This is a genomic window from Leucobacter tenebrionis, assembly GCF_019884725.1.
GTDB lineage: Bacteria > Actinomycetota > Actinomycetes > Actinomycetales > Microbacteriaceae > Leucobacter > Leucobacter tenebrionis.
The window spans coordinates 1,130,119-1,154,562 of the sequence record NZ_CP082322.1 but is presented as its reverse complement, the minus strand read 5'-3'; the positions used below and the strand labels follow the sequence as shown (position 1 = coordinate 1,154,562).

Annotated in this window: 24 protein-coding genes, 1 tRNA gene and 1 pseudogene; 9 read left to right on the top strand and 17 right to left on the bottom strand. The window is 66.8% G+C overall.

Going from position 1 to position 24,444, the window contains the following annotated elements; all coding sequences use genetic code 11:
* Positions 1–64 precede the first annotated feature (64 nt).
* A complete protein-coding gene (locus KVY00_RS05445) occupies positions 65–3,868 on the top strand; it encodes an AAA family ATPase (protein WP_255572780.1) in 3,804 nt (1,267 codons plus the stop codon).
* Between the two features lie 275 nt (positions 3,869–4,143).
* Here the strand turns inward: KVY00_RS05445 and KVY00_RS05440 are convergent, their stop codons facing one another.
* Both KVY00_RS05440 and KVY00_RS05435 read right to left on the bottom strand, forming a co-directional pair.
* Positions 4,144–4,422 carry an FmdB family zinc ribbon protein gene (locus KVY00_RS05440; RefSeq protein WP_223044683.1) on the bottom strand — a complete coding sequence of 93 codons (279 nt, stop codon included), beginning with the start codon at positions 4,420–4,422 and terminating at the stop codon, positions 4,144–4,146.
* A 144-nt stretch (positions 4,423–4,566) separates the two neighbouring features.
* Positions 4,567–5,205: a 5-formyltetrahydrofolate cyclo-ligase gene (locus tag KVY00_RS05435; RefSeq protein ID WP_223044682.1), complete on the bottom strand. Its 639-nt coding sequence runs from the start codon at positions 5,203–5,205 to the stop codon at positions 4,567–4,569.
* Between the two features lie 70 nt (positions 5,206–5,275).
* Between KVY00_RS05435 and galU the strand changes: the two genes are divergently transcribed.
* The 5 genes from galU (at position 5,276) to KVY00_RS05410 (ending at position 8,883) form a co-directional block, all read left to right on the top strand.
* The gene (gene galU / locus KVY00_RS05430; RefSeq protein WP_223044681.1) at positions 5,276–6,202 is read left to right on the top strand and encodes a UTP--glucose-1-phosphate uridylyltransferase GalU; all 927 of its coding nucleotides are present in this window, start codon (positions 5,276–5,278) and stop codon (positions 6,200–6,202) included.
* A gap of 3 nt (positions 6,203–6,205) precedes the next feature.
* The gene (locus tag KVY00_RS05425; protein ID WP_223044680.1) at positions 6,206–6,829 is read left to right on the top strand and encodes a GNAT family N-acetyltransferase; all 624 of its coding nucleotides are present in this window, start codon (positions 6,206–6,208) and stop codon (positions 6,827–6,829) included.
* A 29-nt stretch (positions 6,830–6,858) separates the two neighbouring features.
* Entirely contained in the window at positions 6,859–7,956 is a 1,098-nt protein-coding gene (locus KVY00_RS05420; protein WP_223044679.1) for a hypothetical protein, read from the top strand.
* 166 nt (positions 7,957–8,122) lie between these two features.
* A tRNA-Ala gene (locus KVY00_RS05415) sits at positions 8,123–8,198 on the top strand.
* A 250-nt stretch (positions 8,199–8,448) separates the two neighbouring features.
* On the top strand, positions 8,449–8,883 hold the full coding sequence (locus KVY00_RS05410; RefSeq protein WP_223044678.1) for a hypothetical protein: 435 nt from the start codon (positions 8,449–8,451) through the stop codon (positions 8,881–8,883).
* Positions 8,884–9,138: 255 nt separating this feature from the next.
* On the opposite strand, the pseudogene KVY00_RS15640 reads toward KVY00_RS05410, so the two are convergent.
* The 13 genes and pseudogenes from KVY00_RS15640 to KVY00_RS05345 form a co-directional block, all read right to left on the bottom strand.
* Positions 9,139–10,056, bottom strand: a pseudogene (locus KVY00_RS15640) (recombinase family protein); the annotation flags it as partial.
* Positions 10,057–10,317: 261 nt separating this feature from the next.
* The gene (locus tag KVY00_RS05400) at positions 10,318–11,181 is read right to left on the bottom strand and encodes a hypothetical protein (protein ID WP_223044677.1); all 864 of its coding nucleotides are present in this window, start codon (positions 11,179–11,181) and stop codon (positions 10,318–10,320) included.
* Positions 11,181–11,627: a hypothetical protein gene (locus KVY00_RS05395; protein ID WP_223044676.1), complete on the bottom strand. Its 447-nt coding sequence runs from the start codon at positions 11,625–11,627 to the stop codon at positions 11,181–11,183. Before KVY00_RS05395 ends, KVY00_RS05400 begins: the two co-directional genes overlap by 1 nt.
* Positions 11,624–11,935, bottom strand: a complete 312-nt coding sequence (locus KVY00_RS05390) for a hypothetical protein (protein WP_223044675.1) — start codon at positions 11,933–11,935, stop codon at positions 11,624–11,626. The genes KVY00_RS05395 and KVY00_RS05390 overlap by 4 nt, the downstream gene beginning before the upstream one ends.
* On the bottom strand, positions 11,932–12,789 hold the full coding sequence (locus KVY00_RS05385; protein ID WP_223044674.1) for a replication-relaxation family protein: 858 nt from the start codon (positions 12,787–12,789) through the stop codon (positions 11,932–11,934). Before KVY00_RS05385 ends, KVY00_RS05390 begins: the two co-directional genes overlap by 4 nt.
* A 238-nt stretch (positions 12,790–13,027) precedes the next feature.
* Positions 13,028–15,199, bottom strand: a complete 2,172-nt coding sequence (locus KVY00_RS05380; protein ID WP_223044673.1) for a type IV secretory system conjugative DNA transfer family protein — start codon at positions 15,197–15,199, stop codon at positions 13,028–13,030.
* Entirely contained in the window at positions 15,192–15,416 is a 225-nt protein-coding gene (locus KVY00_RS05375) for a hypothetical protein (protein WP_223044672.1), read from the bottom strand. Before KVY00_RS05375 ends, KVY00_RS05380 begins: the two co-directional genes overlap by 8 nt.
* 178 nt (positions 15,417–15,594) lie before the next feature.
* On the bottom strand, positions 15,595–15,768 hold the full coding sequence (locus KVY00_RS05370; protein WP_223044671.1) for a hypothetical protein: 174 nt from the start codon (positions 15,766–15,768) through the stop codon (positions 15,595–15,597).
* A 50-nt stretch (positions 15,769–15,818) separates the two neighbouring features.
* Positions 15,819–16,511, bottom strand: a complete 693-nt coding sequence (locus KVY00_RS05365) for an MT-A70 family methyltransferase (protein WP_223044670.1) — start codon at positions 16,509–16,511, stop codon at positions 15,819–15,821.
* A 246-nt stretch (positions 16,512–16,757) separates the two neighbouring features.
* Positions 16,758–17,054, bottom strand: coding sequence for a hypothetical protein (locus tag KVY00_RS05360; protein WP_223044669.1), 297 nt, complete (start codon positions 17,052–17,054; stop codon positions 16,758–16,760).
* 1 nt (position 17,055) lies between these two features.
* A complete protein-coding gene (locus KVY00_RS05355) occupies positions 17,056–17,382 on the bottom strand; it encodes a hypothetical protein (RefSeq protein ID WP_223044668.1) in 327 nt (108 codons plus the stop codon).
* 27 nt (positions 17,383–17,409) lie between these two features.
* A complete protein-coding gene (locus KVY00_RS05350) occupies positions 17,410–18,090 on the bottom strand; it encodes a hypothetical protein (protein WP_223044667.1) in 681 nt (226 codons plus the stop codon).
* A 219-nt stretch (positions 18,091–18,309) separates the two neighbouring features.
* Entirely contained in the window at positions 18,310–18,876 is a 567-nt protein-coding gene (locus KVY00_RS05345; protein WP_223044666.1) for a hypothetical protein, read from the bottom strand.
* Positions 18,877–18,960: 84 nt separating this feature from the next.
* On the opposite strand from KVY00_RS05345, the gene KVY00_RS05340 reads away from it, so the two are divergent.
* From KVY00_RS05340 to KVY00_RS05330, 3 genes are all read left to right on the top strand, one after another.
* A complete protein-coding gene (locus tag KVY00_RS05340) occupies positions 18,961–20,646 on the top strand; it encodes a hypothetical protein (RefSeq protein ID WP_223044665.1) in 1,686 nt (561 codons plus the stop codon).
* Between the two features lie 146 nt (positions 20,647–20,792).
* Entirely contained in the window at positions 20,793–21,125 is a 333-nt protein-coding gene (locus KVY00_RS05335; protein ID WP_223044664.1) for a hypothetical protein, read from the top strand.
* Between the two features lie 171 nt (positions 21,126–21,296).
* A complete protein-coding gene (locus KVY00_RS05330) occupies positions 21,297–21,893 on the top strand; it encodes a DUF3846 domain-containing protein (protein ID WP_223044663.1) in 597 nt (198 codons plus the stop codon).
* 155 nt (positions 21,894–22,048) lie between these two features.
* On the opposite strand, the gene KVY00_RS05325 is transcribed toward KVY00_RS05330, so the two are convergent.
* Together KVY00_RS05325 and KVY00_RS05320 are read right to left on the bottom strand one after the other, a co-directional pair.
* A complete protein-coding gene (locus KVY00_RS05325) occupies positions 22,049–22,732 on the bottom strand; it encodes a hypothetical protein (RefSeq protein WP_223044662.1) in 684 nt (227 codons plus the stop codon).
* On the bottom strand, positions 22,729–24,201 hold the full coding sequence (locus KVY00_RS05320) for a glycosyltransferase family 2 protein (protein WP_223044661.1): 1,473 nt from the start codon (positions 24,199–24,201) through the stop codon (positions 22,729–22,731). Before KVY00_RS05320 ends, KVY00_RS05325 begins: the two co-directional genes overlap by 4 nt.
* Positions 24,202–24,444: the final 243 nt, after the last annotated feature.

Here is a 24,444-nt window from a genome sequence, read left to right as displayed (position 1 = left end):
GGACACCCGGCGAAACACCGCCGGCGTTGCGGTGATTTTCGGGCTGGCGGCTTAGGGTGGCCGTGTGTGGAGTGTAGATCGGCGACGGCAGAACAGTGCCAATGATCGCGACAAGGTTGCGCCGGAAGAGGCGGTCACCGATGTCGTGCTGCCTCAGAACGAAGGCTCCCTCGCGAAGGCTCCCGATGCTGCGCCCCAGAAGCAGGAGAAGGATCTCGCCGCGCAGCTGGCCGGACCCGTCTCGCTCGTGGACGCCTACGCCGACGAGCACGCCGAATGGCGGCGCGAACTCGCGCGCATCGGCGGCCGCAACCCCCTGCTGCACTTCGACGACCGCCCCGCCAACCGCATCGAGCTCTCGACCACGCACCCGGGCGGCCTGCCCCAGTTCATCACCGGCAACAAGATCCTGCTGTCGGCCCTGATCCGCGACGATCTCGCGCTGCGCCACGCTCGGGCCGCGGCCGGCCGCGTCACGGACAAGGCCATCGAGATGCGCACGGTGCGCGGCCTCGAGACCGTCAACCTGGGCGTCGGGATCGCCAAGTGGAGTTTCGAGGGCGAGGAGTTCTGCGCGCCGATCCTGCTGCGCCCGCTCGCAATCCGCCGCTACGGACGCGACTTCGAGCTCAAGCTCAAGCAGTTCCCCGTCGTCAACTCCGAGCTGATCCGCGCTCTGCGCGAGCAGTTCGGGATCTCGGTCGACGCCCGCGCCCTCATCGAGCTCTCGCAGTCCGAGGGCGTCTTCAAGCCGCAGCCCGTGATCGACCGACTGCGCCAGATGGCCGCGGGCGTGCCGGGCTTCGTGGTGCAGCCCCGGCTCGTGGTGTCGTCGTTCCACAACGTCTCCGAGCGCATGGTCGCCGACGCGAAGGATCTCGATTCGCCGATCCTCGAGGCCATCTGCGGCAACGAACCGGCTCGCCGGCGGCTCTCCGAGACGTACCGCCCCGTGAGCCCGACCCCGCCCGACGAGCGCTCGCCCGACACCGACCGCAACCTCTACGACGCCGACGTCGAGCAAGACGACGTGCTGGCGCAGATCGATGCCGGGCACTCCCTCGTGGTGCACACGCTCCCCGGCACCGGCGGCACGCAGACCGTGGTCAACGCCATCGGCAATCTGGTGCGCGCGGGCAAGCGCGTGCTGGTGGTGTCGCCGCGCCGAGCGGCGCTCGACGGCATCACGCACCGCCTCACGCGCGCGGGCCTCGCGGGTCTCGCCGTGACGCCGCGGCGCCTGCGCCGCAACCTGGTCGAGGCGATCAGTCGCAACGAGAACGCGCGCGGCGAGCAGCTGCGCGACGTCGACGAGGCCCTCATCCGCCTGCGGGGCGTGCTGCTCGACTACCAGAAGGCGCTCTCGACGCCCGACGAGCGCTACGGCGTCTCTCCGCTCGACGCCCTGCGCAAGCTCACCGTGCTCGCCCTCGACGAGCGGCCGCCGAGCACGACGGTGCGCCTCGACGACCAGGCCCTGGGACAGCTCACGCTCGACCGGTCCTCGGTCGCGGAAGCGCTCACCGAGGTGGCCCGGCTCGGCCAGTTCCAGTACGGCCCCGAGGATTCGCCGTGGTACGGCGTGAGCTTCAGCACCACCGAGGAGGCGCGCAACGCCTACGGTCTCGCGGTCGATCTCGCCGAGTCGCAGCTGCCACGGCTCATCTCGATGGCGAACGAGGTCATCGGGCAGACCTCGATGCGCCCCTACGAGACGATCGCCGAGCTGGGCGTGTACCTGCGGCTGCTCATGGGGATCCGCGACACCCTCGACCGCTTCACCCCGGAGGTGTACGACCGCTCGCTCACCGAGGTCATCGCCGCCCACGCGCCGCGCGGCGGAGACGAGATGTCGTCGGCCAACAAGCGCCGGCTGCGCAAGCTCGCGCGCGAGTACGTGCGCCCCGGCGTGCACATCACCGATATGTACTCGCGGCTCGTGCAGATCCAGCAGCAGCGCGTGCTCTGGCAGCGGTACACGACCGTCGTCGGCGCCAGGCCGGAGGTGCCGCTCGGGATCGCCGATGTGGTGGTGGCCTTCCAGGCGGCCTATCAGGATCTCGACGAGCTCGACCGGGTGCTCGGCACGGCGGGCGACGCGGATCGCCTCAAGAACCTGTCGCTCGGCAAGCTCGCTCACCGCGTCTCCGATCTCGCTCGCGAGTCGGAGGTGCTGCAGAACATCCAGGAGCGCACCACGGTCGTGGAGCGCATGCGTGCAGCCCACCTCGAGCCACTGCTCGACGACCTCTCGGCGCGCCACGTGCCGGCCGAGGACGTCGCCGCGGAACTCGAGCTGGCCTGGTGGCAGTCGGTGCTGGAGCGCATGCTGCAGACCAACCAGGCGCTGCTGAGCGCCAACACCAGCGTGATCGAGCGTCTCGAGGCCGACTTCAGGCTCGTCGACGACGCCCACGCCGGTGCGAACGGAGCGCTGCTCGCGAGCTCCCTCGCCGACGCCTGGCGAGTGGCGGTGCTCGACCACAAGGAGGAGGCCCTCGCACTGCGCGAGGCCCTGCGCAGCGGATACGTCTCGCCCGCGGTGCTCGCCCAGCGCTCGCCCAACCTGATGGCGGTGCTCGCCCCCGTCTGGGTGATGTCGCCGTACGAGGTCGCGCAGCTGCCCGACACCATGCGCTTCGACGCGGCGCTGCTCGTCGACGCGGGCGCTACCACGCTCGTGGAGAACCTGGGGGCGATCCGCCGAGCCGACCAGGTGATCGCGTTCGGCGACACCATGACGCAGACCCCGGCGCCGTTCGACATCTCGGTGGGCGGCTCGCTCGACGAGGGCGAGGAGGATCCCGTCGACGTCGACGCCCTGCATCGCAGTTCGGCTTTCGCGCAGTTGAGCGAGGTGCTGCCGACGCTCACCCTGACCCGGAGCTATCGCGCGGGCGGCGAGGATCTCACGAACCTCGTCAACAACCGCTTCTACGACGGTGCGATCCAGACGCTGCCGTGGGCGGGCAGCTTCCTGGGCCACTCGAGCCTGACCTACGAGTTCGTGCCCGGCGGCCAGGGGCTTCCCGACCAGCACACGGGCGCGGTCGAGAGCACCGACGCAGAGGTCGACCGCGTGGTGCAGCTCGTGCTCGAGCACGCGAGCGACCGACCGCGCGAATCGCTCATGGTGATCACCGCGAGCGAGCGGCACGCGGTGCGCGTCTACCAGGCGGTGCTGCAGGCCTTCTCGAAGTTTCCGCAGTACCGCGAGTTCCTGCTGGGGGAGCGCGCGGAGCCGTTCGCCGTGCTCACCCTCGAGCAGGCGACCGCGCAGAGCCGCGACCGGGTGATCTTCTCGATCGGATACGGGCGCACCCCGCACGGACGGGTGCTGTCGAACTTCGGCGGTCTCGGCCGCCCCGGCGGGGAGCGTCTGCTCGCGGTCGCGATGACCCGCGCCCGTCGTGCCATGACGATCGTCAGCTGCTTCAAGCCCGAGCACCTCGACACCGGACGCATCAAGCACGGCGTGGTCGAGCTGGCCGAACTGCTGGCCTTCGAGCATCCGGCGCCCGAACCCCCGGCCCTGCCCGCGGAGCGCGATCCGATGATCGGCGAGCTCGCCGACCGGCTGGAGGCGATGGGCCTCACCGTCGCGATCGACTACCGGGGAGCGATCCCGCTCGCGGCCTCGCTCGGGGATCGTGCGATCGCCATCGACCTCGACCTGGGCGGCGTCGACGGCGGCGACAGTCTGCGCGACACGCTGCGTCTGCGCCCCGCCGTGCTGCGGCGCCTCGGCTGGCACTACCACCGCGTGCACAGCTTCGATCTCTTCGCCGACCCCGACGAGGTCGCGCTGCGGATCGCGCGCATCGTCGGCTACGACGAGGCGGGCGACGCGGAGGCGGAGCAGGCGTGACCGGGGAGGCCCCGTCGGGCAGTTCGGGATCGCTCCCGGGCGCCCGGGGTGAGGGTTCCGGTGCGCGTGCGGGTGAGCGGATTAGCGACGGTGCCGAACGTCGGGCGCGTGTTCCGCGCAGGCCGCGTCGGGCGAGCCTGCCCGCTCCCGCGGGCAGCGATCCCGAACCCTACGACCCGCCCGTCGAGAGGCGCTCAGAGGCCGAGAACGACGACCGCCTGCTCGGTGATCGCCCGCCTCACTGGGGGTGAGCTCCCGGAACGGGGAACGCGGGGTCAGGAGGCCGCTGGGGACTTCGACGGCGCGGAAGACGAGGAACTGCTCGAGGACGCGGATCCCGATCCCGAATCACCCGAGGGCTTCGAACCGGAGCCGCCCGAGCGCGAGTCGGTGCGGTAGAAGCCCGATCCGTTGAAGGTGACGCCCAGCGAACCGAACACCTTGCGCAGCTTGCCGCCGCACTCCGGGCACTCGGTCAGCGCATCGTCGGAGAAGGACTGGTAGATGTCGAACGCGTGCTCGCAGGCGGCACAGCGGTAAGCATAGGTAGGCACGAGACAAGATTCTACCGCTCGCGCGGGTGACCCACTTCTCCGTCACCCTGCGCGATGGAGGAGCCGCAGAATCCGCGACTGTGCCGCGCCTCTCCGTCATTCTGCGCGATGGGGGAGTCGCAGAATCTCCGCCAGCGCCGCGAGTCACCGGGAGAAGGTACGGATCGCGGAGGGCGTGACCACCCCGTCGACCGGCACATCATGAGGCTCGCGCGGCAGCTCGGGCAGTACGTCGCGATCGTGCACGACGGCGAAGACGGGCGGCAGCCGATCCGCCGCGGAGAGCATCCGATCGAAGTAGCCCAGCCCCCATCCCAGGCGCGTGCCCCGCAGATCGACGGCGCAGGCCGGTACCAGCATGAGGTCGACCGACGCGATCGCGGAGACCGGCACGAGTTCGCCCCCCGGCTCGGGTATGCCGTGCCTTCCCGGTACCATCTGCTCGCCGTCGAAGCGCCTCCACGCGAGCCTGCTCCCCGGCAGCGAGATCGGCAGCAGCACCTCGACGCCCGTGCGATGCGCCCAGGTCAGGAACGCCGAGGTGTCGGGCTCCCCGAGCAGCGACGCGTAGCAGGAGACGGACTCCGCGCCACGATCCCGAACCAGTGAGATCAGCCGCTCGGTGAGCGCGACCGCCGCCGCGCGCCGCTCCTTGTCGCTCATCGCCGCGCGCCTGCTGCGCACCTCGTCGCGCAAGTGCCGCTTCAGCGCAGCGACGCCCTCCGGGGAGGCGTCGACCGCGGGCGGCGCCTCGATCCAGCCCTCGTCGCGCCCGCTCTCCATGCGAGACAGCCTACGACGAACCGGTCCGAGCAGCTTGGAGGCGCACACGACGCAGACTAGGCTGGTCGCCATGACAGACACTCAGCCCGTTCGTAGTTCGGTGGCCAAGGCGGTCATCCCCGCGGCCGGTCTCGGCACGCGCTTTCTCCCCGCCACGAAGGCGATGCCGAAGGAGATGCTGCCGATCGTAGACAAGCCGGCGATCCAGTACGTCGTCGAGGAGGCCGCCTCGGCCGGCCTGAGCGACGTGCTCATCATCACCGGGCGCAACAAGTCGAATATCTCGAATCACTTCGACAGCGTTCCCGAGCTCGAGTACGCGCTCGAGAGGAAGGGCGACGAGGGCAAGCTCGCGAAGGTGCGCGAGTCGAGCAATCTTGCCGAGGTGCACCTGCTGCGCCAGGGCAAGCCGGCGGGCCTCGGTCACGCCGTCGCGTGCGCTCGCCGCCATGTCGGCGACGAATCGTTCGCCGTGCTGCTCGGCGACGACCTCATCGACGACCGCGATCCGCTGCTCGATCGCATGATCGCCGAGCACGACGCCAGGGGGGCGACCGTCATCGCGCTCATGGAGGTGCCGCAGGAGTCGATCCACCTGTACGGCTGCGCGGCGGTCGAACCGACCGACGATCCCGACGTGGTGCGGGTGACCGGGCTCGTGGAGAAGCCGTCGGCCGAGGAGGCCCCGTCCAACCTCGCGGTGATCGGGCGGTACGTGCTGCGGCCCGAGATCTTCGACATTCTCGACGACCTCGAGCCCGGCCGGGGCGGCGAGATCCAGCTCACCGACGCGCTCAACCAGCTCGCGGAGGGCAAGGGAGACGGCCCCGTGTACGGCGTCGTGTTCCGCGGCCGCCGCTACGACACCGGCGATCGCGCCGACTGGATCAAGGCGAACGTGCTGCTCGGAGTGGATCACGACGAGCTGGGCGAGGAGATCTCCGACTGGATCATCGACTTCGCCGAGCAACTGCGCGCGCGCCGCTCCGACGGCTGAGGCATGCCCCTCGGCCGCCCGATCGAGGAGCCCGCGCCGCTGCGCGCCGGTCGCGTCGAGCTGCGGGTCATCCGCGGCCGCGACGCCGATCCGCTGCGCGCTCTGCTCTCCAGAAACCGGGGGTGGCTGCAGCGCTGGGAGGCGACGCATCCGTCGGGTAGGAGCGTGACGCCGGGAAGCGTCTCGATGAAGCCGACGGTGAAAGCCCTGCGCCGGCAACTGCGGGCGGGGTCGGGGGTGCCCTTCGTCGTGATGCTCGACGGCGAGGTCGTGGGGCAGCTGAGCGTCTCGGAGTTGAGCGGCGGAGCGCTGCAGTCGGCGCAGATCGGGTACTGGGTATCCGAGCACGTGGCCGGACAGGGCGTGACGCCGGTGGCAGTCGCTCTGGCCATCGACTACCTGTTCGCGGAACTCGGGCTGCACCGCGTGGAGATCTGCATCCGCCCCGAGAACGCCGCCTCCCTGCGCGTGGTCGAGAAGCTCGGACTGCGCTACGAGGGCAAGCGGGAATCGTACATCCACATCGACGGTGCGTGGCGGGATCACGAGTGCTATGTCGTAACGCGTGAAGAAGCCGGCGCCGGGATGCTCGCCCGCTTGCGAGATCGCGGCGTGCCGGGAGCGTAGGCGCGCGTCGAGGCCGTACAGTGATGCCCATGACTGGCGGCGGAGTACTCGGAGGCGGCGTGATCTTCGTGGTGGCGGCGCTGCTCTGGGCAGCCGTGCTGGTGCCCGCGTGGATCCGCCGCAGGGAGTTCCGCGCGGCCGAGCGGAATGCCGCGAGGCTGCAGCGCACCCTGCGTGTGCTGGCCGAGACGACGGAGGTGCCCCAGGAAATGCGTATCGAAGCGACCGCGCGCGAGGCTCTGGCACAGGAGAAGCTGCTGCGCACCGCGCAGAAGCGGCAGGAAGCCGAACGCGAGGCGCAGCTCGCCGAGGCGCGGGCCGAGCAGGTGCGCGCCGAGATCCGCGCCCAGCAGATGCGTCGCAAGCAGGCCGCAGCTCAGCGCGCGGCCAAGCTGCGCAGGCCCGTGGCGCGCCGTGTTCGCGCGCTCTCGGCGCTCGGCGCACTGCTCGGGCTGGTCGGCGCGCTCGTGGGCGCGGGCTTCGCCGTCGCCGGAAGCGGGCCGGCGCTCCTCGGCTGGAGCGTGCTGGTGTTCGTCACCTCGATGGGTGCCCTCGTGCTGCTCGCGCCGGGCCGCGTGCGCGTACGCTCGATCGAGGCCGAGCGCGTCGCGATGCAGGAGCGGCCCGTCGCCGCCGTCCCGGTCGAGGACGAGCCGATCGCGACGGGGGAGACCGAGCGCACGGCAGAGGCCCACGCCGCCGCCCAGCGCGCGGCTGCCGAACGGATCGATCGGGCCCGCGCCATGGCTCGCGCGCGCGCCGAGCGTCCCGTCGCGCGCGAGAACCAGACCGACTCGATCCTGCTGCGGGAGGCCCGAGCGCAGGTCGGGGCCGCGCGCGCCGGGGCAGCCAAGGCTGCGGACCCCGCCTCCGACCCGAGTCGCGCAGCCGGAACGCCGGCCGACCGGCCTTCGAATGCTCCGATCCCCGCCAGGCCCGCGGCACCCGCGAACGCGCGGGAAGCCGGAGACGCCCGCCGTGCCGCACGCCGCGCGCCCGGCGCCGCCGTGAGCGCGCAGGAGAACGCCGCCCGCGAACGCCTGCGGCAGATGGGTGTGATCGGCGATACGAGCAGCGGGTTGCCCGACCTCGACGCGGCCCTGCGTCGCCGCCGCAACGCCGGCTGAGGCGGTCGCGGGTGCTCATCCGAGCGCCCTCCAGGCAGGAGATCCCCGTCCAAGCGGGAGTAACCACGGAGAAGCGCCCGCACAGAACAGGATCTCCTCCCCGGAATGGGCGTGGGCCGTCGATTTCACTTCCGGGCGGTGCGGCTGCTAGAGTAGATCGCTGTCAGGGTCTGTGGCGCAGTTGGTAGCGCGTCTCGTTCGCAATGAGAAGGTCAGGGGTTCGATTCCCCTCAGATCCACCATAAGAGGCTTACTGCAATCGGCGTCCTCGTAAACGCCGCTAGGCAGGTCGAGCCAGAGGTTCGTTATTTCGGCCAGGCCGCCCTTCGGGGCGGCGTTTGGCGTTTCTGGTCCGCTGTGGCGCGCTGTCGCGGCTTGTGTGGCGGTACGGGCCTCCTCGGGCGTCGCGCCTGCTGTGAGGGCTTCCCAGCCGCGTTCGGCGGCGAGGAGCTCCCGTAGCGGTGAGCGGATGTCGTCACCAACGACTTCGTCGTGGGCGATGTAGACGTGGGCGAAGATGGCCTGGTTGAGTTTGCGGCGGGTGGCTTCGCTGGCGTGGAGGTACAGCTCGTAGGGGTTCTCGAGCAGATCGAGGTGCGCGTCGAGGAACGCTCTGCCGCTGGAGAGGCCGCCGTGGACTTGGCTGAGTTGTTCGGTGACGCGTTGCCGGTCGCGGGCGATCTCGCGGAGGCGCTGGCGGATGCGTTCTTGCGGGAGCGAGCCGTCGGCGGCGAGGTCGAGGAGGTTGTCTTCTTTGACGGTGAGCTGTGCGAGCTGGTCTTCGAGGTTCTTGCGGAGCAGTTGCTGCGCGGCGACCTGGTCGTTCAGGGCGCTTTCGATGTGGTTGCGCACGGCGGCGACGAACGCGGGGCTGAGCCGGATGGTCTTGTAGTGCTCGGCGACGGCGTCTTCGACGCGGTCGATTGAGGAGTATGGGGCGTCGCAGAGGTGGTCTTGCACGCCGCGGCAGAAGAAGTAGCCGTAGTCGGCGTTGCCGTGCCTGCCGGTGCTGCGCATGAGGATCATGCGTCGGTTGACGTGCTGTTCGAGGCGGCACTGCCCGCACCAGATGGTGCCCTTGAGGTAGTGGTCGTGGCGCTTGCGGCGTTCGCGGGCGTAGCCGCGTTCGTCCATGAGCTGCTGTACCTGGTTGAACAGCTCCTCGGAGATGAGCGGTTCGTGCCTGCCGGGGTAGGTCTCGCCTTTGTAGCGGACTTCTCCCAGGTAGTAGCGGTCGCGGAGCATTTGTTGGATCTTCGAGTCGGAGATCGGCCCGGCCGGACGTCGCTGGGTGGCCCGGGTGCGCAGCCCTCGGTCGGTGAGTTCTTCTGCGATGTCCTGGAACGTTTTGTCGCGTGCGGCGTACAGCTCGAACGCGAGTTTCACGAACGGTGCGCGTTCGGGGTCGACGTGGACGGTGTTGATCTTCCGCCCGTCGATGTTCTCGGTGACGTTGAGGTACCCGATGGGCGCGCGGCCAAGGGTGCCGCCGTTCTTGGCCTTCTGGCCCATCTTGTAGGCGATATCGGCACCGTCCTCACGGGAGCGGTACTCGTTGAACGCGGCGAGGATGCCGTGCATGAGCTGCCCGACCGGGGTGGCGTCGATCTGCTCGGTCGCGGAGATCAGGGTGACTCCGCGTTTTTGCAGATCGGCCATGACGATCGCGTCGTCGGTGCGGTTACGGGCGAAGCGGGAGAGCTTGTAGACGATGACGTAGTCCACGTCGCGGTCGCGGCGGATGCGCTCTAACATCTCCTGGAACGCAACCCGCTTGGTCATTTCGGTGGCTGACCGGCCGGGCTCGATGTACTCGTGCACAATCGTCAGCCCGAGCGCTTCGGCCTTGCGCTGGCAGGAGATGCGCTGCGCGGGGATGGAGATGCCTTCAGGGTCGTAGTCGGTGTTCACCTGCCCCTTGGATGACACGCGCAGGTAGATCACGGCCCGACTGCCGGGTGGTGCGTCGACCGCTCCGGTCGGCAGCGACGAGACCGTGCCCTCATCGGTGCGGGCGTCGTCCTCCTTCTCGACCGGGGCGAGTGCGGGCGGTATCCCGTCGAAGGCGAACGGTGCGAGGTCGGTATCAGGCAGGCTCATGGCTGCCCTCCTTCCAGTGAGAGCAGCTCTCCGACGCGAGTGGTGTGTCGCGGCTTGAGAGAGTGGTGTTGTGGGAGCGGCGCCCCGATATTGATCGGGCCGGGGCGCAAGCCCGAAGCATGAATTGCCATCGGCTGCGGTCTCCGTTTACCTTCCCATTTTACCTCGCTTGACCAGGTATTTTGCCGTTGTTGACTATTCCGCATCGCTTTCCGTCTGCCCTCCGAGAACACCGCCCCATCGCGACGGGAGACGGCTCGGCTATTTGTGGAAGACATAGACCCGGCCCTCCTCCTCGACGAGGTCGAAGGCGTCCGCGACTTCTTCGCGGAGTGCCTCGTAGTCGGGGTTCATCTGTTCGATGACGAGTTGGCGGTCCTCGGCGTAGGTGAAGACGTCGCGTTCGCGTTCGTCGACTTCCGTGAGTTCGTGGATTGCTTCCTCGAAGGTCGTGAAGACGCCGAGGTAGCAGTCATGGAAGTCCTCCATGATGTCGCCGCTCATCGCGTTGGTATCCGGCAGGCTGAGGTAAGCGCGGAGTGCTACATCCCTGTCGACGGCGAGTTCCCCGAGTGTCTCGGTCAGCTCCTGGATGTCTTTCGCGCCGTAGATGCCGGGGACGTTGACGCGCAGGTACCAGTCGCCCACCTCGACCCCTGTGGGGACAAGGATGTTGTCGAGTCGTGGCGGGTAGGCCTCGACGTAGAGCACAGATTTCGCATCGGGGTGTTTCTGGCGGATGAGGTGGACACCGAGCCAGTCGATGAGTTCCTGCGTCGAGGCATTGACCTCTTCGTGATTGTGCAGGCTGAGGTACTCCTCGCGCAGGGCTTCGTAGTTGCCTTCGCCGGTGCGGGCGAAGTTCGCCAGCGCACTCTCGCGGCCGAGACCGCGTCCGAGCACGTGCGCGATGCAGCGCGCGGTGCCTTGATCGACGTCGCGCTTCTGCTCCATCGCCTCGGCGATGCCGGAGGCGATGAGTTCACCGAAGCGGCGCGCGGCGACCTCGTAACGTCGCCAGTCGGGTGTTCCACTTTCTTGTACAGGACGAGGCATGCCTGCTCGGTCGGGTGAGCAAGAAAGTTGTTCACCCTGCCCCGGGGTCGGGAGCTGTCGTTCGCTCATCACAACCGCCCTCCTCTCCAGGTGATGTCGGCGGCCATCGGCTTGATGCCGTCCCGGGTGAAGACGTGCAGGATGCCTTCGGGGGTGTTGAAGATGTGGAAGTAGCGGCTGAGATAGTCATAGATGGCCGCGTGGTCGAGTCGTACAGCGGCTATGGGGATGCCCATGTGCGTGGTCATCTTGTGGATGATTTGGAACCAGCCGAGCTCGTCCGCGACGTGCTCGACGAACGCCAGGCGCCCCTCGAAACTGCCCGCGTAGCTGGTCTCGAAGTCGAGCCAGGACTCGGTGAGCGGCTCCAGCGGCTCTGCGGCGTGTTCAACGGACTGCAGATGCGCGCGGTAGAGCGTGGCGGCTTCGTCGTAGTAGCGGGCGGCCTTGGAGCGCTCGTCTTCGTCGCCCGGCGTCTGGTCTGGTGGCGGTGCGGGATAGCTGTGCTCGGTCATGATCGGCCTCCGCTGGTGAACAGCACGTAGCGCGCGAGCGCATCGACCCAGGCCTCCTCCTCGAACGGAACCTCGACCCGGTCAAGCTCATCCAGGAGAGCCTCGGCATCCAGTTCCCCGGTGAAGGCGAAACGTTCGAGTGCGGTGCCGGGGCCGTCATGCAGCATCGCTGCCACCGTTCGAGCGAACGCGACCTGAAGGGCTTCCCTGTCAAGCGCGAGCATGTTCTCTACCGCTCGGCGCGTTCGGGTAGACGGCGTGGCGTTGTTGCTAGCCGTTGATGGTGAAGTTGTTGTTGGTGAAGTCATAGTGAACCTCCTTTCGGATTAGGTGATGTGTAGGGGGCGACCACGGCGAGAGACTGCTCTGCGGTGGCCGCGTGGAAGAGCGCGGCGTTGAGGCGGCGGTCTTCCTGGATGGCGCGCCGGATCTTGTCGGCGCGCTCAGTGGTCGGGGTTGTCCAGACGACGAGCGGGAACAGCCCATCCTGGTTCGCCTGCTCCGCGCCGGACTCCCAGTACCGCTGGTACAGCCCGGACTTGCGCAGCACCGCAGGCAGGTGCTCGGTGTCGCGGTCGATCTCGACGAAGCTGTGCGTCTCGCTCTCGGTGTCGGCCGTGACGATAGCGAGATCCGGCTTGAGGGTCAGCCCTCCGCCGTGTGCGGCCTGGAACGACCGCCAGGAGGCGGGCTCGGCCTGCAGGTCGAGGATGTCGAAGCCGTGCGAACGTGCCTTCTCGTGAAGGGTCGCGGCGTACCGGGCGACCTCAAGCGTGTGGGCCAGGAACCCGGCTCCGGGGTCGACGTAGCGCCGCCTGCCGCTCTCGCCACGTCGGGCCCGTAGGAGGCGTTCTCCGGCGGCGGCGAGTTGCCATACGGTTTGGCCCGAGCCGTGGCCTTTGCCGCCGACACGGCGTCCGACACGGGCGATGACACCGTGCTCCTCGAGCCGGTACAACACCCGGAGCGTGAGCCGGGTCGCCGTCCCCTGGGTGGCGAACCCCGGTCGCCCATCCGATTGGGAGCCGACGGGAAACTCGAGGCGCTGGATGAGACGAGTGTCGAGGAGCCGGAACTGTTCCAGGTCTTCCAGTACCCGCAGATCACGGTCGGTCAGGTGCAGCAGCAGGTCGTCGATCTTGTAGGGGGTGCGCGGCGTCATGCGGCACCTCCCGGCTGCCTCCGGTGGTGGGCTGAACCGTGGCTCGGGGCGCGGTCCCTCACTCCGCTCGAATGAGCGGGAGTCCCATCCCTGTTCGGCAGGGGAACGCCGGAACAGTGGCCGACAGGGGGACGTGTCAGCAGAGCGAACGGAGCATCGAACGGATCACGGAACGGATCAGGAACGACACTGCTGCTCGAACGCCCACTCGTGCCTCCCGTGAACGTCGTGATCATCGTCATGATCGCCTCCTGCGCTGATGCGACGGCGCCTCGGGCAGCTCGCCTGTGGTCAGCGAGACCCCGTCAGGTGACGGGCTCTCCGTGCTCTTGGCAGATTGGGCTGCTGCGCCGTCGCCTGCGAACCGCTCGCGGTAGGCGGCACGGATCTTCTCGGCGTGGCCGGCATCCGGTGCGGGCGGTTCTGTCTTGGCGGAGAACCAGCCTGCCGGGGCGCCGTCGGTGACGAGGTTGCAGTAGATGTGCCGGAGCGCGAGGGCCTGGAAGTCCTCAGCCTTCAGCTTGGTGGTGGTCCTCGCCAGTGCGGTGGCGTCTTTTGGGCTGGCGGCGAAGGTGATGAGGTTGCGGGCGTTCAGCTCGATGGCGTCGACGAGGGAGGCCGGCACCTGGCCGCGTCCCTGGAAGGCGGTGTGCCAGCCGATGCCGTAGCTGCGGCTGGTGGCGTAGGCGTCCTCGATGCTGGTCGGGATGTGCAGGTAGCGCTGCACCTCGTCGACGAAGACGAAGCCGGGGCGCTTTCTCGGGTCGTCCTCGGTGGCGCGTTCCTGGGTGGCGATCCAGATGCTGGCGACGATGAGGCCGCCGAGCAACTGGGAAGCACCCGGCCCGATCAGCGCATCGTTCAGCGGGACAAGCACCGCCTTCGGCTCCGGGTCACGCCAGATGTCGCGGAGCCGGAACTTCGGGCTCGACTGGCCCAGCACCGCCGCGACGTTCTTTCTGAGCACGTACTTGCGCAGCTTGTTCAGCGGCGCCGCCACGATGTTCGCCCGGTTCGCCGGGGAAAGCTCGTTGAACGTCGCCCAGTAGCCAGCCAGTACCGGGTCACCAGAGACGGCGCCGATGACGCTCCGGCGATACCCGTCGTCCGACAGCAGCGTCGGCAGATCCAGCAGTGTGTGCGGGACGCCTCGTCGCTGCCCGTCGGCGACGAGGGTGAGGAGACCGGCGAGCATGAGGTCTTCGGTTCTCGGCCCCCACCCGTCGCTGAAGACGGTCTTGAAGACTTCAAGGATGCCATCGACGACCGGGCCGGGATCACGATCCCCGATGTCGAGCGGGTTGAAACCAACCGGGTTCGGCTCGGCCGCGTCGATAACCACGATTCGTCCGGCAGCGTCTTTCGGCGCACGCCTGACGATGGCGTCGACCAGTTGCCGCTTGGGCTCGATGAGCACCAGCGGACGCCCTGCCTGGATGTCCGACAGCGCCAGGTGGGCGAAGATTTCGCTCTTGCCCGACCCGGTTCCGCCCGTGATTGCCGTATGGAGCAGCCGGGCCTCCGGCGTCATCCCGATGTACCTCTCGATCCCAGGGGCGGTGCTCCTGGCGAACACCGACACCTCCTCCGTGACGCCGCTGGGCGGCGGGATGAGCTTCGGGTGCCGGGGTGGCAGGCCGGGCAGCTCCAGCTCGTCGACCGGCCACGCCAGCAGCCCGATGAGCTGCGGGGCGGTCAGCGGGAGCGCCCGCCACGGTGAGGTCGTCGCGGCCTGCCACTTCGCGGGCGTTTCGTTCGTCAGGGAGATCCGTGCGCCGGGGGCTTCGAGCTGTTCGAGGGCGGAGAGGAACTGGCCACGGAGCTGCTGGCGGCGCTCGGGAACGGCAGCGGTGACGCCGATGCGCACCGTCACGTCGATCCGAGCCTGCCCCGCGTTCTGCGCCAGCCGGCGTCGCGTCTCGGACGGCGCAGACCCCGCGCCGCGCAGCAGCAACTCGGGTATGGACGTGCTCGGGTCGTGAATCTTCGCAGGCACTACGGCCGGCCTGCGGCCCCGGCCGAGCACCACCTGGAGCGCGAGCGTCTCACCCTTCCGGCGTCCCGCCAGCACGCTGTAGATGCCGTGCAGCACGTCCTCGATGGCGTCGTCTCGCAGCGGCATCGCCCTCGGGGCGAGCGTCAGGCGCGCTACCCGCTCCGGGGCCTCGGGTCGGGTACCCCGGAGGGCTCTGGCCTCGGGAAGGTACGAACGCAGCAGGGTCCGAATTGTCGGCTTGCCGGACTCGGCCCGGCCGACCAGGTGCGTGATGCCGTCGTCGTTCGCCCAGGTCTCGAAGACCAGGGGACGGGGCGACTCCGGGGTGCTGAGCCGTTCGAGCAGCCGCTGCACCTGCGTCACGGTCAGGTCAGTGCTCGGCAGCAGCCTCGTGTAGTGGATCTGCTCAGGCATCAGGCACCTCCTTCGTGGCCGTTCCCGCCGAGTTGTGGCGGGTGTGCTGCCGTTCGTGTTCTTGGGCGGCTTCCGCTTCCAGGCGGGCCTGTTCGAGGCCTGCGGCGGTGAGAATGTTCGCGATCTGCTCAGGACGCAGATCGTGATTCAGTTCGCTAAAGACCCAGACCCTGCGATCAGGACGTTTGCGGTAGCGACGTTGAGATTTCCGACTCATACAACACACACCTCCTTCCGGCGAGTTACCGGCTTACGTTTGCTACGTGCAGTCGCAGAAGGTCGTGCGGATTCCGCTTGACGCGGGTTTCGGATGATTACGAAGTATTCATTTCCCTTTGTCAAGGAGGATTGTGTATTCCACAACGACTTTCCAGTGGTGAACATGGCTGTGCTTTTCACCAGCGATCCCGCCAGCGGCGGTAGAACAGCGCTCCGAGCCACACGGCTCCGACGATCCCGGTGATCAGCAGCAGCCAGCCCCAGATCGCCGCGAGCAACTCGAGCGCGAGCGTCAGCATGATCACGCAGAGCAGCGCGGCGAAGCAGAATCCGAGGATGCGTGAGGCCACCGTGGCTGGCTCCTTGTCGTTCTTGCCGGGCTGTTTCGAGGGAGAGAACATCAGGCATCACCGGCCCCTCCGCCTGCCGCGTTCTTGGGGCGAAACGTCTTGTCGGCAGGTACCGGATACCCCCACGGCGCGAAGTTCACGTCGCAGGTCTCCAACTCGTTGCCCCAGAAGCCGTAGCGGGGGTCGGGGCGACGGGTACGGGCGAACAGTTCGAGGATGCGGGCATCAGATCCCGCGATCCTTTCTGCGATGGCGTACTGCTCGAGCGGCTTCTCGGCGTGACGACCGGATGGAGAGACGAACCAGTCGGGCTGCGAGCGGTAGTCGGAGACGACGTTGCCTCTCGTGCCGACGAGCAGGATCTCAGAGGCGTGACGGATGCCGATGTGCTTCTTGCCGAAGCCGTAGCGGTTGAGTTTCCCCCAGGTGATCCAGTCGCCCAGTTCGTAGCCCCACGCCTTCATGACGTCCTTGGCTTCCTCGATGAGCGACTTCGTCGTCCAGAGGAACAGCCACGAGTCGGGCTTGGTGTGAGCACGGATGGCGTCGCCCATCCCGACGATGCGTCTGAGCGGCATCGTCGGGTAGTGCTTCTCCCCGCCCATGCCCTGCCACGGCGGGTCGGCGAGCACTGCGTCATATGGTTCGGCGGCTTCCACGTTGCTGGTTGTCGAGGGCATCGACGCCTCCAGAGGGTCGGTGGTGAAAGCGTCTTTTGCGTCCTCGATGGCGTTGGTGTTCATGGATGTGAAGCTCCTTTCTCCGCCCGAATTTGTTGAAGCGCTTTTGGCTTCACGGGCGGCGGATGGACGTTTATGGAGGGTTGAGAAGATTTCGTCAATGGTCCGTTCGGGATGTTGTGCATCTGACGGCATCCCGAACGGATCGCCTCGTTCAGGGGCGGGCTTGCCCGTTCTCTTGGGCGGATTTCGTTGTTGTGGAATTGGCAACGGGAGGACGAGAAAGTGCTGCCCTCCCGTTGCCACGGGTCAGCTCGTCGGTGGGGTCTTCTCGGCCGAGAGGCGCGCCTGGCGTGTCATCTGCCGGGAGGCTTCGTCTCGTTCGGCGGCGAGCTGAGTAGCGAGGGAGAAGATCGCCTGACGGAGTCGTTCCTGTTTCTCGTCGAGTTCGGCCTCGATCCTCGCGATGCGCCGCTGGCGACGGCGCTCGAGCCGGTCCCGGATGCTCTCGATGAGCATCTGGCCGAGCAGGTAGAGACCGACGCAGATGTAGGCACCTGCGACGAGGAAGCAGCCGGCGCTGAGAACGCTCCCGATGGCGGTCATGTCAGAGCCTCGCGATGCGCTGTCCGGCCGAGATGGCGTAGCTGGCGATGAGCTGCTCGTAGAACTGGCCACCTGCCGGGGCGACCTTCATGTGGGCCTCGGCCTGGGAGACGAGGGTGGCGACGTTCGTCAGCGCGTGGGAGACCAGGAAGGCGCGGGCGCTTTCGGCGGTGGCCTCGACCTCGACCCGGGAGGTGATTTGCTCGATCTCCTGACGGGTCTGGCGTGCCAGGGCGTTGCTCTGGCGGCGCTCAGCGGCCGCACCGGGCGAGATGCTGAACAGGCCACCGCTCGGAGTGCTGTTCTGGGAGGGGATGAGAGCGGACATGATGATTCCTGCCTTTCGGGATGGGTGTCAGTGGATGAACGGGGACGAGGAAGACCACGGCGTGGACGCCGCCGACTGGCCGAGCGACGGATCAGCCGCGAGAGCGGCGTCGATCAGGTCGTGGAAGCGATCCGGGCCTGCGTACCCGGTGCCGGTCGTGCGGTGGAGCCGGCCCTGGGCGACACGCTGGATGAGGTCGGCGTAGTCCGCCCTGCCCTGCTCGGACAGGCCCGGAGTGAAGACGACGGCGGGATGCTCCGGACGGCGCACCACCCGGAGTCCGAGGCGTGTGGCGACAGCCGCGAAGTCCTCGGTGTGGTGGATACGGCCAGGTCCGCTCGTCCCAGCGATGCCGTAGAGGTGGGTGATGGCGTGCGCCAGCTCGTGCGTGAGTGTCGAGATGACGCTCCGTGCGTAGACCACCGGGTCGAGGTTCTGATGCGCTGAGTGGCGCAGCGCGACGGTCAGCTTGTCGAAGAACTCACCCGCAAGGCTCCACGCGCAGGACGTGTAGCTGCCGAGCAAGCCAACGACACGGTCGCCGTCGCCGCAGACGACAACGCGGCGGCGAACCGTCTCCGCAGTACCGGGCAGACGATGATCCACGCGGGCGGCCAGGTCGACGGCGACAGAGCGCAGGAGTTGGGAGGCAACGGAGGCATCGGTGCGTGCGCCGAAGCCGGGTGGCGGCGGGTTGCGATGATCCATCTCGTCTCCTTTCGAGAGAGGAAGAGCCGGAACCCGGGTGCGGGTCCGGCGGTGACGAGATCAAGTGGAACCCGGTACAGGCGGTACAGCATTCGAGGGGCTGTACAGGGCTGTACGGAGCGTGAATTGGCTGTTCAGGGCATGGAAAAAGCCCGCACTCGGTTGAGTGCGGGCGGGTGGCCCAGTGGTGTATCTGGTGGTTGCGACCGGAGTCGCTGGCTACGTCGTTTCGCGCGTGTAGGCGTCGTGCCACGGGAGCTTGCGGGCGATCCCTTCGTCGCGGTAATGCTCGAAGGTTTCGCGTTGGAGCACCGGGTGGTCGTAGTCGACGTTCCATGCACGGGTGTCGAACGTGTCGAACGCCTTGCTGAATGGCATGCCGAAGAGCGTGGGCTCCTCAGATGCCGGAGCTGCGGGAAACGCTGACACGATTCCTGGGAACTCTGAGGCGAGGAGCGAACGGTTGAACACGCCGTTCGACCATGCGTCGCTGATGACGAGCGCTGCCTGCAGGAACATTTCGTAGGTTTCGCAGTACAGGTAGAACGGCATCGCTTGCGAAGCTTTCCCCTGGTTGAGGAAATCCTCGCGGTCATAGTCGGAGGTCGTGGAGGCGACCAGCCACAGATAGACCAGGTCGAGCGTGCAGCTCGGAGCCCGGCCGTCCAGAACGTCGAGGGATTCGAGCGCCAGGGCGACGTATTCTGCGTCGCTCGTGAAATGGTCGAATCCGATGACGGTGCCGCGCACCGTCGGGACATAATGGATGGAATAGTGATGGGCCATAGGTGGCCTCCCTTCAATTGGGGGCCAACCCGGAGCGTATTATAAAGCAATTATTGACATTTGTCAATGATTGATAATTGACGTATGGTCTCCGCCCCTGATAATGCAGCGCTCCGAAACGAGCTGGAACTCCTGCTCTTCGACGCCGACGAGGTGCCCCGCGACACCAGCGGGATGGAAACGCTCAACCGGCTCGCTGCTGCGCGCGCTCGGGAGGCCTCGGGCGGCGGCGTGCTCAACGATCCCGGCTTCGCCTGGTTCCTCATCGCCCACCTCGTGCGGACAGCGCCGAAGAGGCCGGAACACGTCGAGGCGCTCATCGCTGCCCGCCACCTGCTGGTCTTAGGCGACTACGACGACACGGCGCTGGAAGAAGCACTCAAGGGGCGCACCTGGAAGATCTTCCTGAGGAGCGCGGGCACCACTCCCGATAGCGGGGAGTCGCCTGAGGAGTTCCTTGGCCGTTCGAAGAGCGCCCGTGGAGCGCTGGCGGGGATCGCTGCGGGCTTCGCGACCTCACGCAATACGTTCCGCAGAGGCGGCAAGTACCGCACCCTGGTCGTGAACACGCTCCGCGACGAACTCGTCGCCCTGCTCGATTCGAAGCCCGCGATGCGCAAGCTCTGGACACAGTATGAGCATGAACGCGCGGACGGCTCCGAGGGCCGCTTCATGCCTGCCGCCGCAGGAGGCTGGGGGCCACCGCGCAACACATGGCTGCACACGCTGCGACCAGACCATCCGGTGCTGAACTCGCGCGACGATCACCCGCAGCTTGGTGACAGCACGAACTTCTTCCGGATCGCGGAGGTGAGCGAGGCTGGCGATCTGCTGACGATCCCGACCCCGCACGTCGTCGTTGAACCAGGCCGGATCTACCGAGGCATGATCTGGGTCAGCAACGACGCCGACCCGACGCGCACCGATGCCATCGCGACAAACGTGCGTGTGCGCGTCAAGGGCGAGGGCCGCTTCAACGGATCGGCGCGCCTGACAGCCGAGATACGCGCGGACAACACCGAACACACACTCATCTGGGACTCGAGCGTTATCGCCCTGCCCTCACCCGATCCGAGCGTGGCACTGCGCATCGCCCCGAACTCGGCCACGCTATGGTCGAGCCGGGACATGCAGCGCCACACGCCGCTGGACGCCCATGCACTCTTCAAGGCTGAAGGCGTGCGCATTGGGATCGACGGCAAAACCGACGGACTGCTGCCACCCGAGCAGGACTCGCTTACCTTTGTGACGTTCGACTTCGTCCTCGACAAACCGGACTTCACATTGGCCCTGGAAGCGCGCCCATATATGCCAGGTGAGGATGTGCAGGAGCCCTACCGGGAGCGGATGGAGTTGGAACCCGGCGATGTGATCGAGCTACGCGTGCGCTACAAGAACACGGGCAGCGTGCAGCAAGACAACGTCCGGGTCGAACTCCTCCGCCTGCCGAAGGCATTCCACCACTACGGCAACACCATCGAGATCTGCAACAGCAAGACCGGCGGCGCATGGAAGACCTTCACGCCCGACTCTGACCGCTTCGGCTACTACTCGCTCGGCTCATACGCGCCTGGGGGCGAATGCTTGGTGCGGTTCCGCATCAAGGCGCAGAAGCCATCGCTCTACGACTACGGCCAGGGAATCTACTGGCCGGTGATGGACAAGCTCGTCAGGATCTTCACCGACAACGGCAGCAAGAACGCCGGGCTGAAGATGGTGCTGTTCTCGAACGCCAGACCACTGCTTCCGCATGCGGAGGAGCGTTTGTGATCGTGCCGTAGTTTTTACAACGTCCCGAACGGACCATTGACTCGATATAGATTCCCGTCATAATCAGCGATCACCTCGTTCCTGCCATGCGGCTTGAACGTGATCCATCCAGGATCGCGGGCCGCACGCATGAAGGAGGTCTCGCCATGAGCGAGCAGACACCCGCTACGTCGGCATACGGCAGCGCCGCCTACAAGGTGCTGTCGGTGCGCACCAGTGAGGATACTCGAGCCCAGCTCGAAGTCCTTGCCCTGCTCAACGAGCGCAGCGTGACCGAGGAGACTCGGATCGCGCTGGAGCACTGGGTCGAGCAGTCCAAGTCCGACCCTGCGGTGCTCAAGCGGGCTGAGCAAGTGCGAGCCGAGATCGAGCGCGACGCCGAGACGAAGCGCAACGCGATCAACGCCGTCCTTGGAGGCAAGGACACCAAGGTATCGGCTCGCACCACCAAGCAGGCATCGGCTTCCTCCGACGCCTGATCACCCCACCATGCAGCGGTGGCCGCCCGGAGTCGAGAGCTTCCACGCTCTCCTCCGGGCTGGCCGCCGCCGCATCACTCTGCACTCGTCACGATGTCGGGCTCGTCCGTGTCATGCGGCCGCAGCAGGAACCATCTCGGTTCCCGGTCGCTCGCACGAAGGAGGCGAATCATGGTCAAGGGAATCTATGTCCCGGTCGATGAGAGTGAGCCGCTCGAACAACGCGAATTCGCGACGCTCGACGACTACCAGGCGGCTGTGGACGGTTGGATCGAGGCGGTCGATGTGCCCAGCCTCGGCATCACCATCTACGTCAACGAGGAGGGGTTGCTGCGGCACCTGCCGTTCAACCCCAGGGCCTCGTTCCTGTGGTGGTTCCACGTCCCCGGTGCGCACCAGGCGATGCTCGTCGGCAACGCCGTGATCGTGGGACTACCCGACGAGAACGGTGACAGCACCGACATGCCACGGGAAGTCGTCGATCTGCTGACAGTCGCTCGCGAGTACGCCGTCGCCATACAGATCGGCGGCGCCTCGGAGTCCAGCGGATCGAACGGCAAGCTGTCCAGCATCCTGCTGCCACTCACTCACGGCGACCCGAGCTGGTGCCTCAGCGTGACGCGGCATGAGGACTACTTCTCGGCCGCAGCATGGGCCGTGGTCTTCCGCGAGCGGTGGACTGATGCGGTCAACGTGAGGGTCGTATCCGCCGTGGAACTCCCTCGTCGCATGCAGATCCTCATGGACGCGCTGCCCCCGGTGGACTGACCGACCGTCGTGTGCCTGGCGGCATCCGACCGAGCTTGAGTGCTATGCGCTCTCGCTCGGCGGGTGCCGCCTTTTACCTGCCCGAAGCATGGTGTCAGCGCGTGCGTAGAAGACGTCTTCTCGCGGGAGCTACGCTGCGGGACTGTATGACTGTGCTACTTCTTCGCGGCTTCTGCGAGTTTCTGGTTGCTGACTATGTAGACGTTGCGGCTCCAGTGCCAGTCGGCGATGAGGGCTGAGCCGTCGAACCATTCGCGGTCGCCTTCTGCGAGGTAGACGCCTGCGGCGTCGTCGGGGATGGCGTCGGCGTCGTCGACGCTGGCGATGAGGGCGAACTTGGTGCCGTTGGAGTAGTAGAGGTAGTGCTTCGCGCCGTACATGGTGTCGCAGTCCTCAGTGCTGGCCGTGGTGCTCGCGCCCGGCTCTCCCTTGATGGTCTTGGCGATGCCTGCGGGGTCGCGTGGGATGGCGTCGATGACGGCTTCGCGTTCGAGGTCGGCGAGGAAGCCGAGGTCAGCGTCGCTGTCGAAGCTGCCGCCCGCGCAGGTACCGGTGCTGATCGGATACCCGCCGTGCTGTTCTTTGTAGGTCTTGAGTGCTGCGGCGAGGCGGTCGAGGTCGGCAACACGCTTGGCGTCGCCGCGAGGCAGATCCTTCTCCTCTTCCTGCTTTTCGGCGGTCTGGGAGGCGGAGTCGTTCTTCGTGGTCGTGGTCTGGCCGGTGAGGCTTGGCAGGGTGAGCCGGATGAGGCCATAGGTGATGCCGACGGTGACGGCGATGATCAGGACGGTGAAGACGATCCGGCTGCGGGTTTCTCGTTGCTGTTGGTAGCTGCTCATGCTGCTTTTTCTCCTGCTGCTACTTCGGCGGCAGCGACGCGCTTAGGTTGCTGTTTCGACTCCGCGGCGAGTTTCGGGGTCGGCTTCCACGCCACCTCACGGATGCCCGCGAGCCATTTCAGGACGGCCACGAGTGGGCCGGCGGTGTCGATGACACCGGCGAACGGCGTGACGACGAGTACGAGGACGTGGTCGCGGAGCTTCTGCAGACGGTTCATGCCGGTGTAGCGGAGGTTGTAGAACAGGCCGAGCTGTGTACCTGCCATCCAGAGGACGAGCCCGATCGAGGTGATGATGCCGTAGACGGTCAGCTCGGGCGCGACGACCGTGATGGTGCCCTCCCTGACAGCCTCAGCAGCGAGGATGAGCAGGATAACGACGTTGGAGCCGAGCGCGAGAAGCGAGACGGGGAAGCCGAGGGCGTAGGTCAGCACGCGCAGGCGGATGACGACGTTGATGTGCCAGCGATCCTTCCGCGACAGACGCATCCAGTCGGGCTGCTGGCGAATGTGCGCGAGGGCCTGCATCGCACCGAACACCCAGCGTTCACGCTGCTTGTAGGCGGCCTTCAACGTGAATGGCGGCTGCTCGATCATCTCGGTGTGATGCCACCCGAAGACGTTCTTCCCGAACTTGAGATAGGCGGCGAGCCCGAAGACGAGGTCTTCCGCGATGAGGGCGGAACCATCGAGGTTGCCGATGTCCCAGCCGATCTGGTTCTCCAGATCCTGACGGACGACGAGGTTCGAGCCGTGCAGGTGCATCGGCGGCGGGCTGGTCATCACGGAGTAGCACTCGTGGCAGCCGAAGGGACGGTTCGATTCCATCGCCTTGTTCAGCAGCGTCGTCTCGTTCCAGTCCAGACCATAGGAGATCATGCCTTCCGAGATCCCGACCGGATGACGACTCAGCCGATGCACCAGGCGAGCGAGGTTGTCGGGGGTAAAGACGGATTCCTCGTCGTAGTGCACGACGTAGGAATCGGTCGGGGTGGCGCGGTGCTGCTCGACCATGTACTCCAACGCGCGGGCCTTGAGACGGGTGTCCTTCGGTGTGCGGTAGTCCGTCGGCAGCAGGTACGGCGTCACCGGGATGACGGCGTTGCGATAGCGGGTCTGGAGTGCGGCGACCTCGTCGGCATCCTCGGTGATGATCTCCACCCAGACGACCTTCTGCAGCACTGGATAGCGGGCGACGCCCGCGAGGACGTTGTCGATACCGCGTTGGACGACGGAGAGCGCACCGCCCTTGGTGGTGATCTGGATCAGGAAGCGATGCGTGTTCCCTTTGCGCTTCGCATAAGCGAGGGATGCGGTGAGCTTCCGGTTGGTGACCTTCTCACGTGAGACATGCTTGTGAACGCTGGCTTTGATCACCATCCACCAGAAATAGAGATAGGTGAAGATCAGGAGCACCATCGCTCCGAGCAGGAACCAGCCGACTGGTGAGAGATCCGGAACCAGACGCACTACGCGACGGCTCCGAAATCACCCCCTCGAACAGCGAGGGTGCAAAAAGACTTGAAGATGGTGTGGTGGAAAGCCAGATGCATTACTGCTTCGGAATATATCATGAATTACTTGCTGAGACAATACTGAAAGCGCCTCTCGTCAGCATTTATCTCTCGCTTTGCGATATTCCTATTCCGGCAAATTGAGGATTATGAGAGAATAGAAGGTAGATCGCAGCGTCCCGGTCGAGCCGTCCGGCTC

Excerpts from the sequence above, each read along its gene's own strand:
- KVY00_RS05435 (WP_223044682.1), bottom strand. The coding sequence starts at position 5,205 with ATGGAGAGCGGGCGCGACGAGGGCTGGATCGAGGCGCCGCCCGCGGTC.
- galU (WP_223044681.1), top strand. The coding sequence starts at position 5,276 with ATGACAGACACTCAGCCCGTTCGTAGTTCGGTGGCCAAGGCGGTCATC.
- KVY00_RS05425 (WP_223044680.1), top strand. The coding sequence starts at position 6,206 with ATGCCCCTCGGCCGCCCGATCGAGGAGCCCGCGCCGCTGCGCGCCGGT.
- KVY00_RS05420 (WP_223044679.1), top strand. The coding sequence starts at position 6,859 with ATGACTGGCGGCGGAGTACTCGGAGGCGGCGTGATCTTCGTGGTGGCG.
- KVY00_RS05400 (WP_223044677.1), bottom strand. The coding sequence starts at position 11,181 with ATGAGCGAACGACAGCTCCCGACCCCGGGGCAGGGTGAACAACTTTCT.
- KVY00_RS05395 (WP_223044676.1), bottom strand. The coding sequence starts at position 11,627 with ATGACCGAGCACAGCTATCCCGCACCGCCACCAGACCAGACGCCGGGC.
- KVY00_RS05390 (WP_223044675.1), bottom strand. The coding sequence starts at position 11,935 with ATGACTTCACCAACAACAACTTCACCATCAACGGCTAGCAACAACGCC.
- KVY00_RS05385 (WP_223044674.1), bottom strand. The coding sequence starts at position 12,789 with ATGACGCCGCGCACCCCCTACAAGATCGACGACCTGCTGCTGCACCTG.
- KVY00_RS05380 (WP_223044673.1), bottom strand. The coding sequence starts at position 15,199 with ATGCCTGAGCAGATCCACTACACGAGGCTGCTGCCGAGCACTGACCTG.
- KVY00_RS05375 (WP_223044672.1), bottom strand. The coding sequence starts at position 15,416 with ATGAGTCGGAAATCTCAACGTCGCTACCGCAAACGTCCTGATCGCAGG.
- KVY00_RS05365 (WP_223044670.1), bottom strand. The coding sequence starts at position 16,511 with ATGAACACCAACGCCATCGAGGACGCAAAAGACGCTTTCACCACCGAC.
- KVY00_RS05360 (WP_223044669.1), bottom strand. The coding sequence starts at position 17,054 with ATGACCGCCATCGGGAGCGTTCTCAGCGCCGGCTGCTTCCTCGTCGCA.
- KVY00_RS05355 (WP_223044668.1), bottom strand. The coding sequence starts at position 17,382 with ATGTCCGCTCTCATCCCCTCCCAGAACAGCACTCCGAGCGGTGGCCTG.
- KVY00_RS05350 (WP_223044667.1), bottom strand. The coding sequence starts at position 18,090 with ATGGATCATCGCAACCCGCCGCCACCCGGCTTCGGCGCACGCACCGAT.
- KVY00_RS05345 (WP_223044666.1), bottom strand. The coding sequence starts at position 18,876 with ATGGCCCATCACTATTCCATCCATTATGTCCCGACGGTGCGCGGCACC.
- KVY00_RS05340 (WP_223044665.1), top strand. The coding sequence starts at position 18,961 with ATGGTCTCCGCCCCTGATAATGCAGCGCTCCGAAACGAGCTGGAACTC.
- KVY00_RS05335 (WP_223044664.1), top strand. The coding sequence starts at position 20,793 with ATGAGCGAGCAGACACCCGCTACGTCGGCATACGGCAGCGCCGCCTAC.
- KVY00_RS05330 (WP_223044663.1), top strand. The coding sequence starts at position 21,297 with ATGGTCAAGGGAATCTATGTCCCGGTCGATGAGAGTGAGCCGCTCGAA.
- KVY00_RS05325 (WP_223044662.1), bottom strand. The coding sequence starts at position 22,732 with ATGAGCAGCTACCAACAGCAACGAGAAACCCGCAGCCGGATCGTCTTC.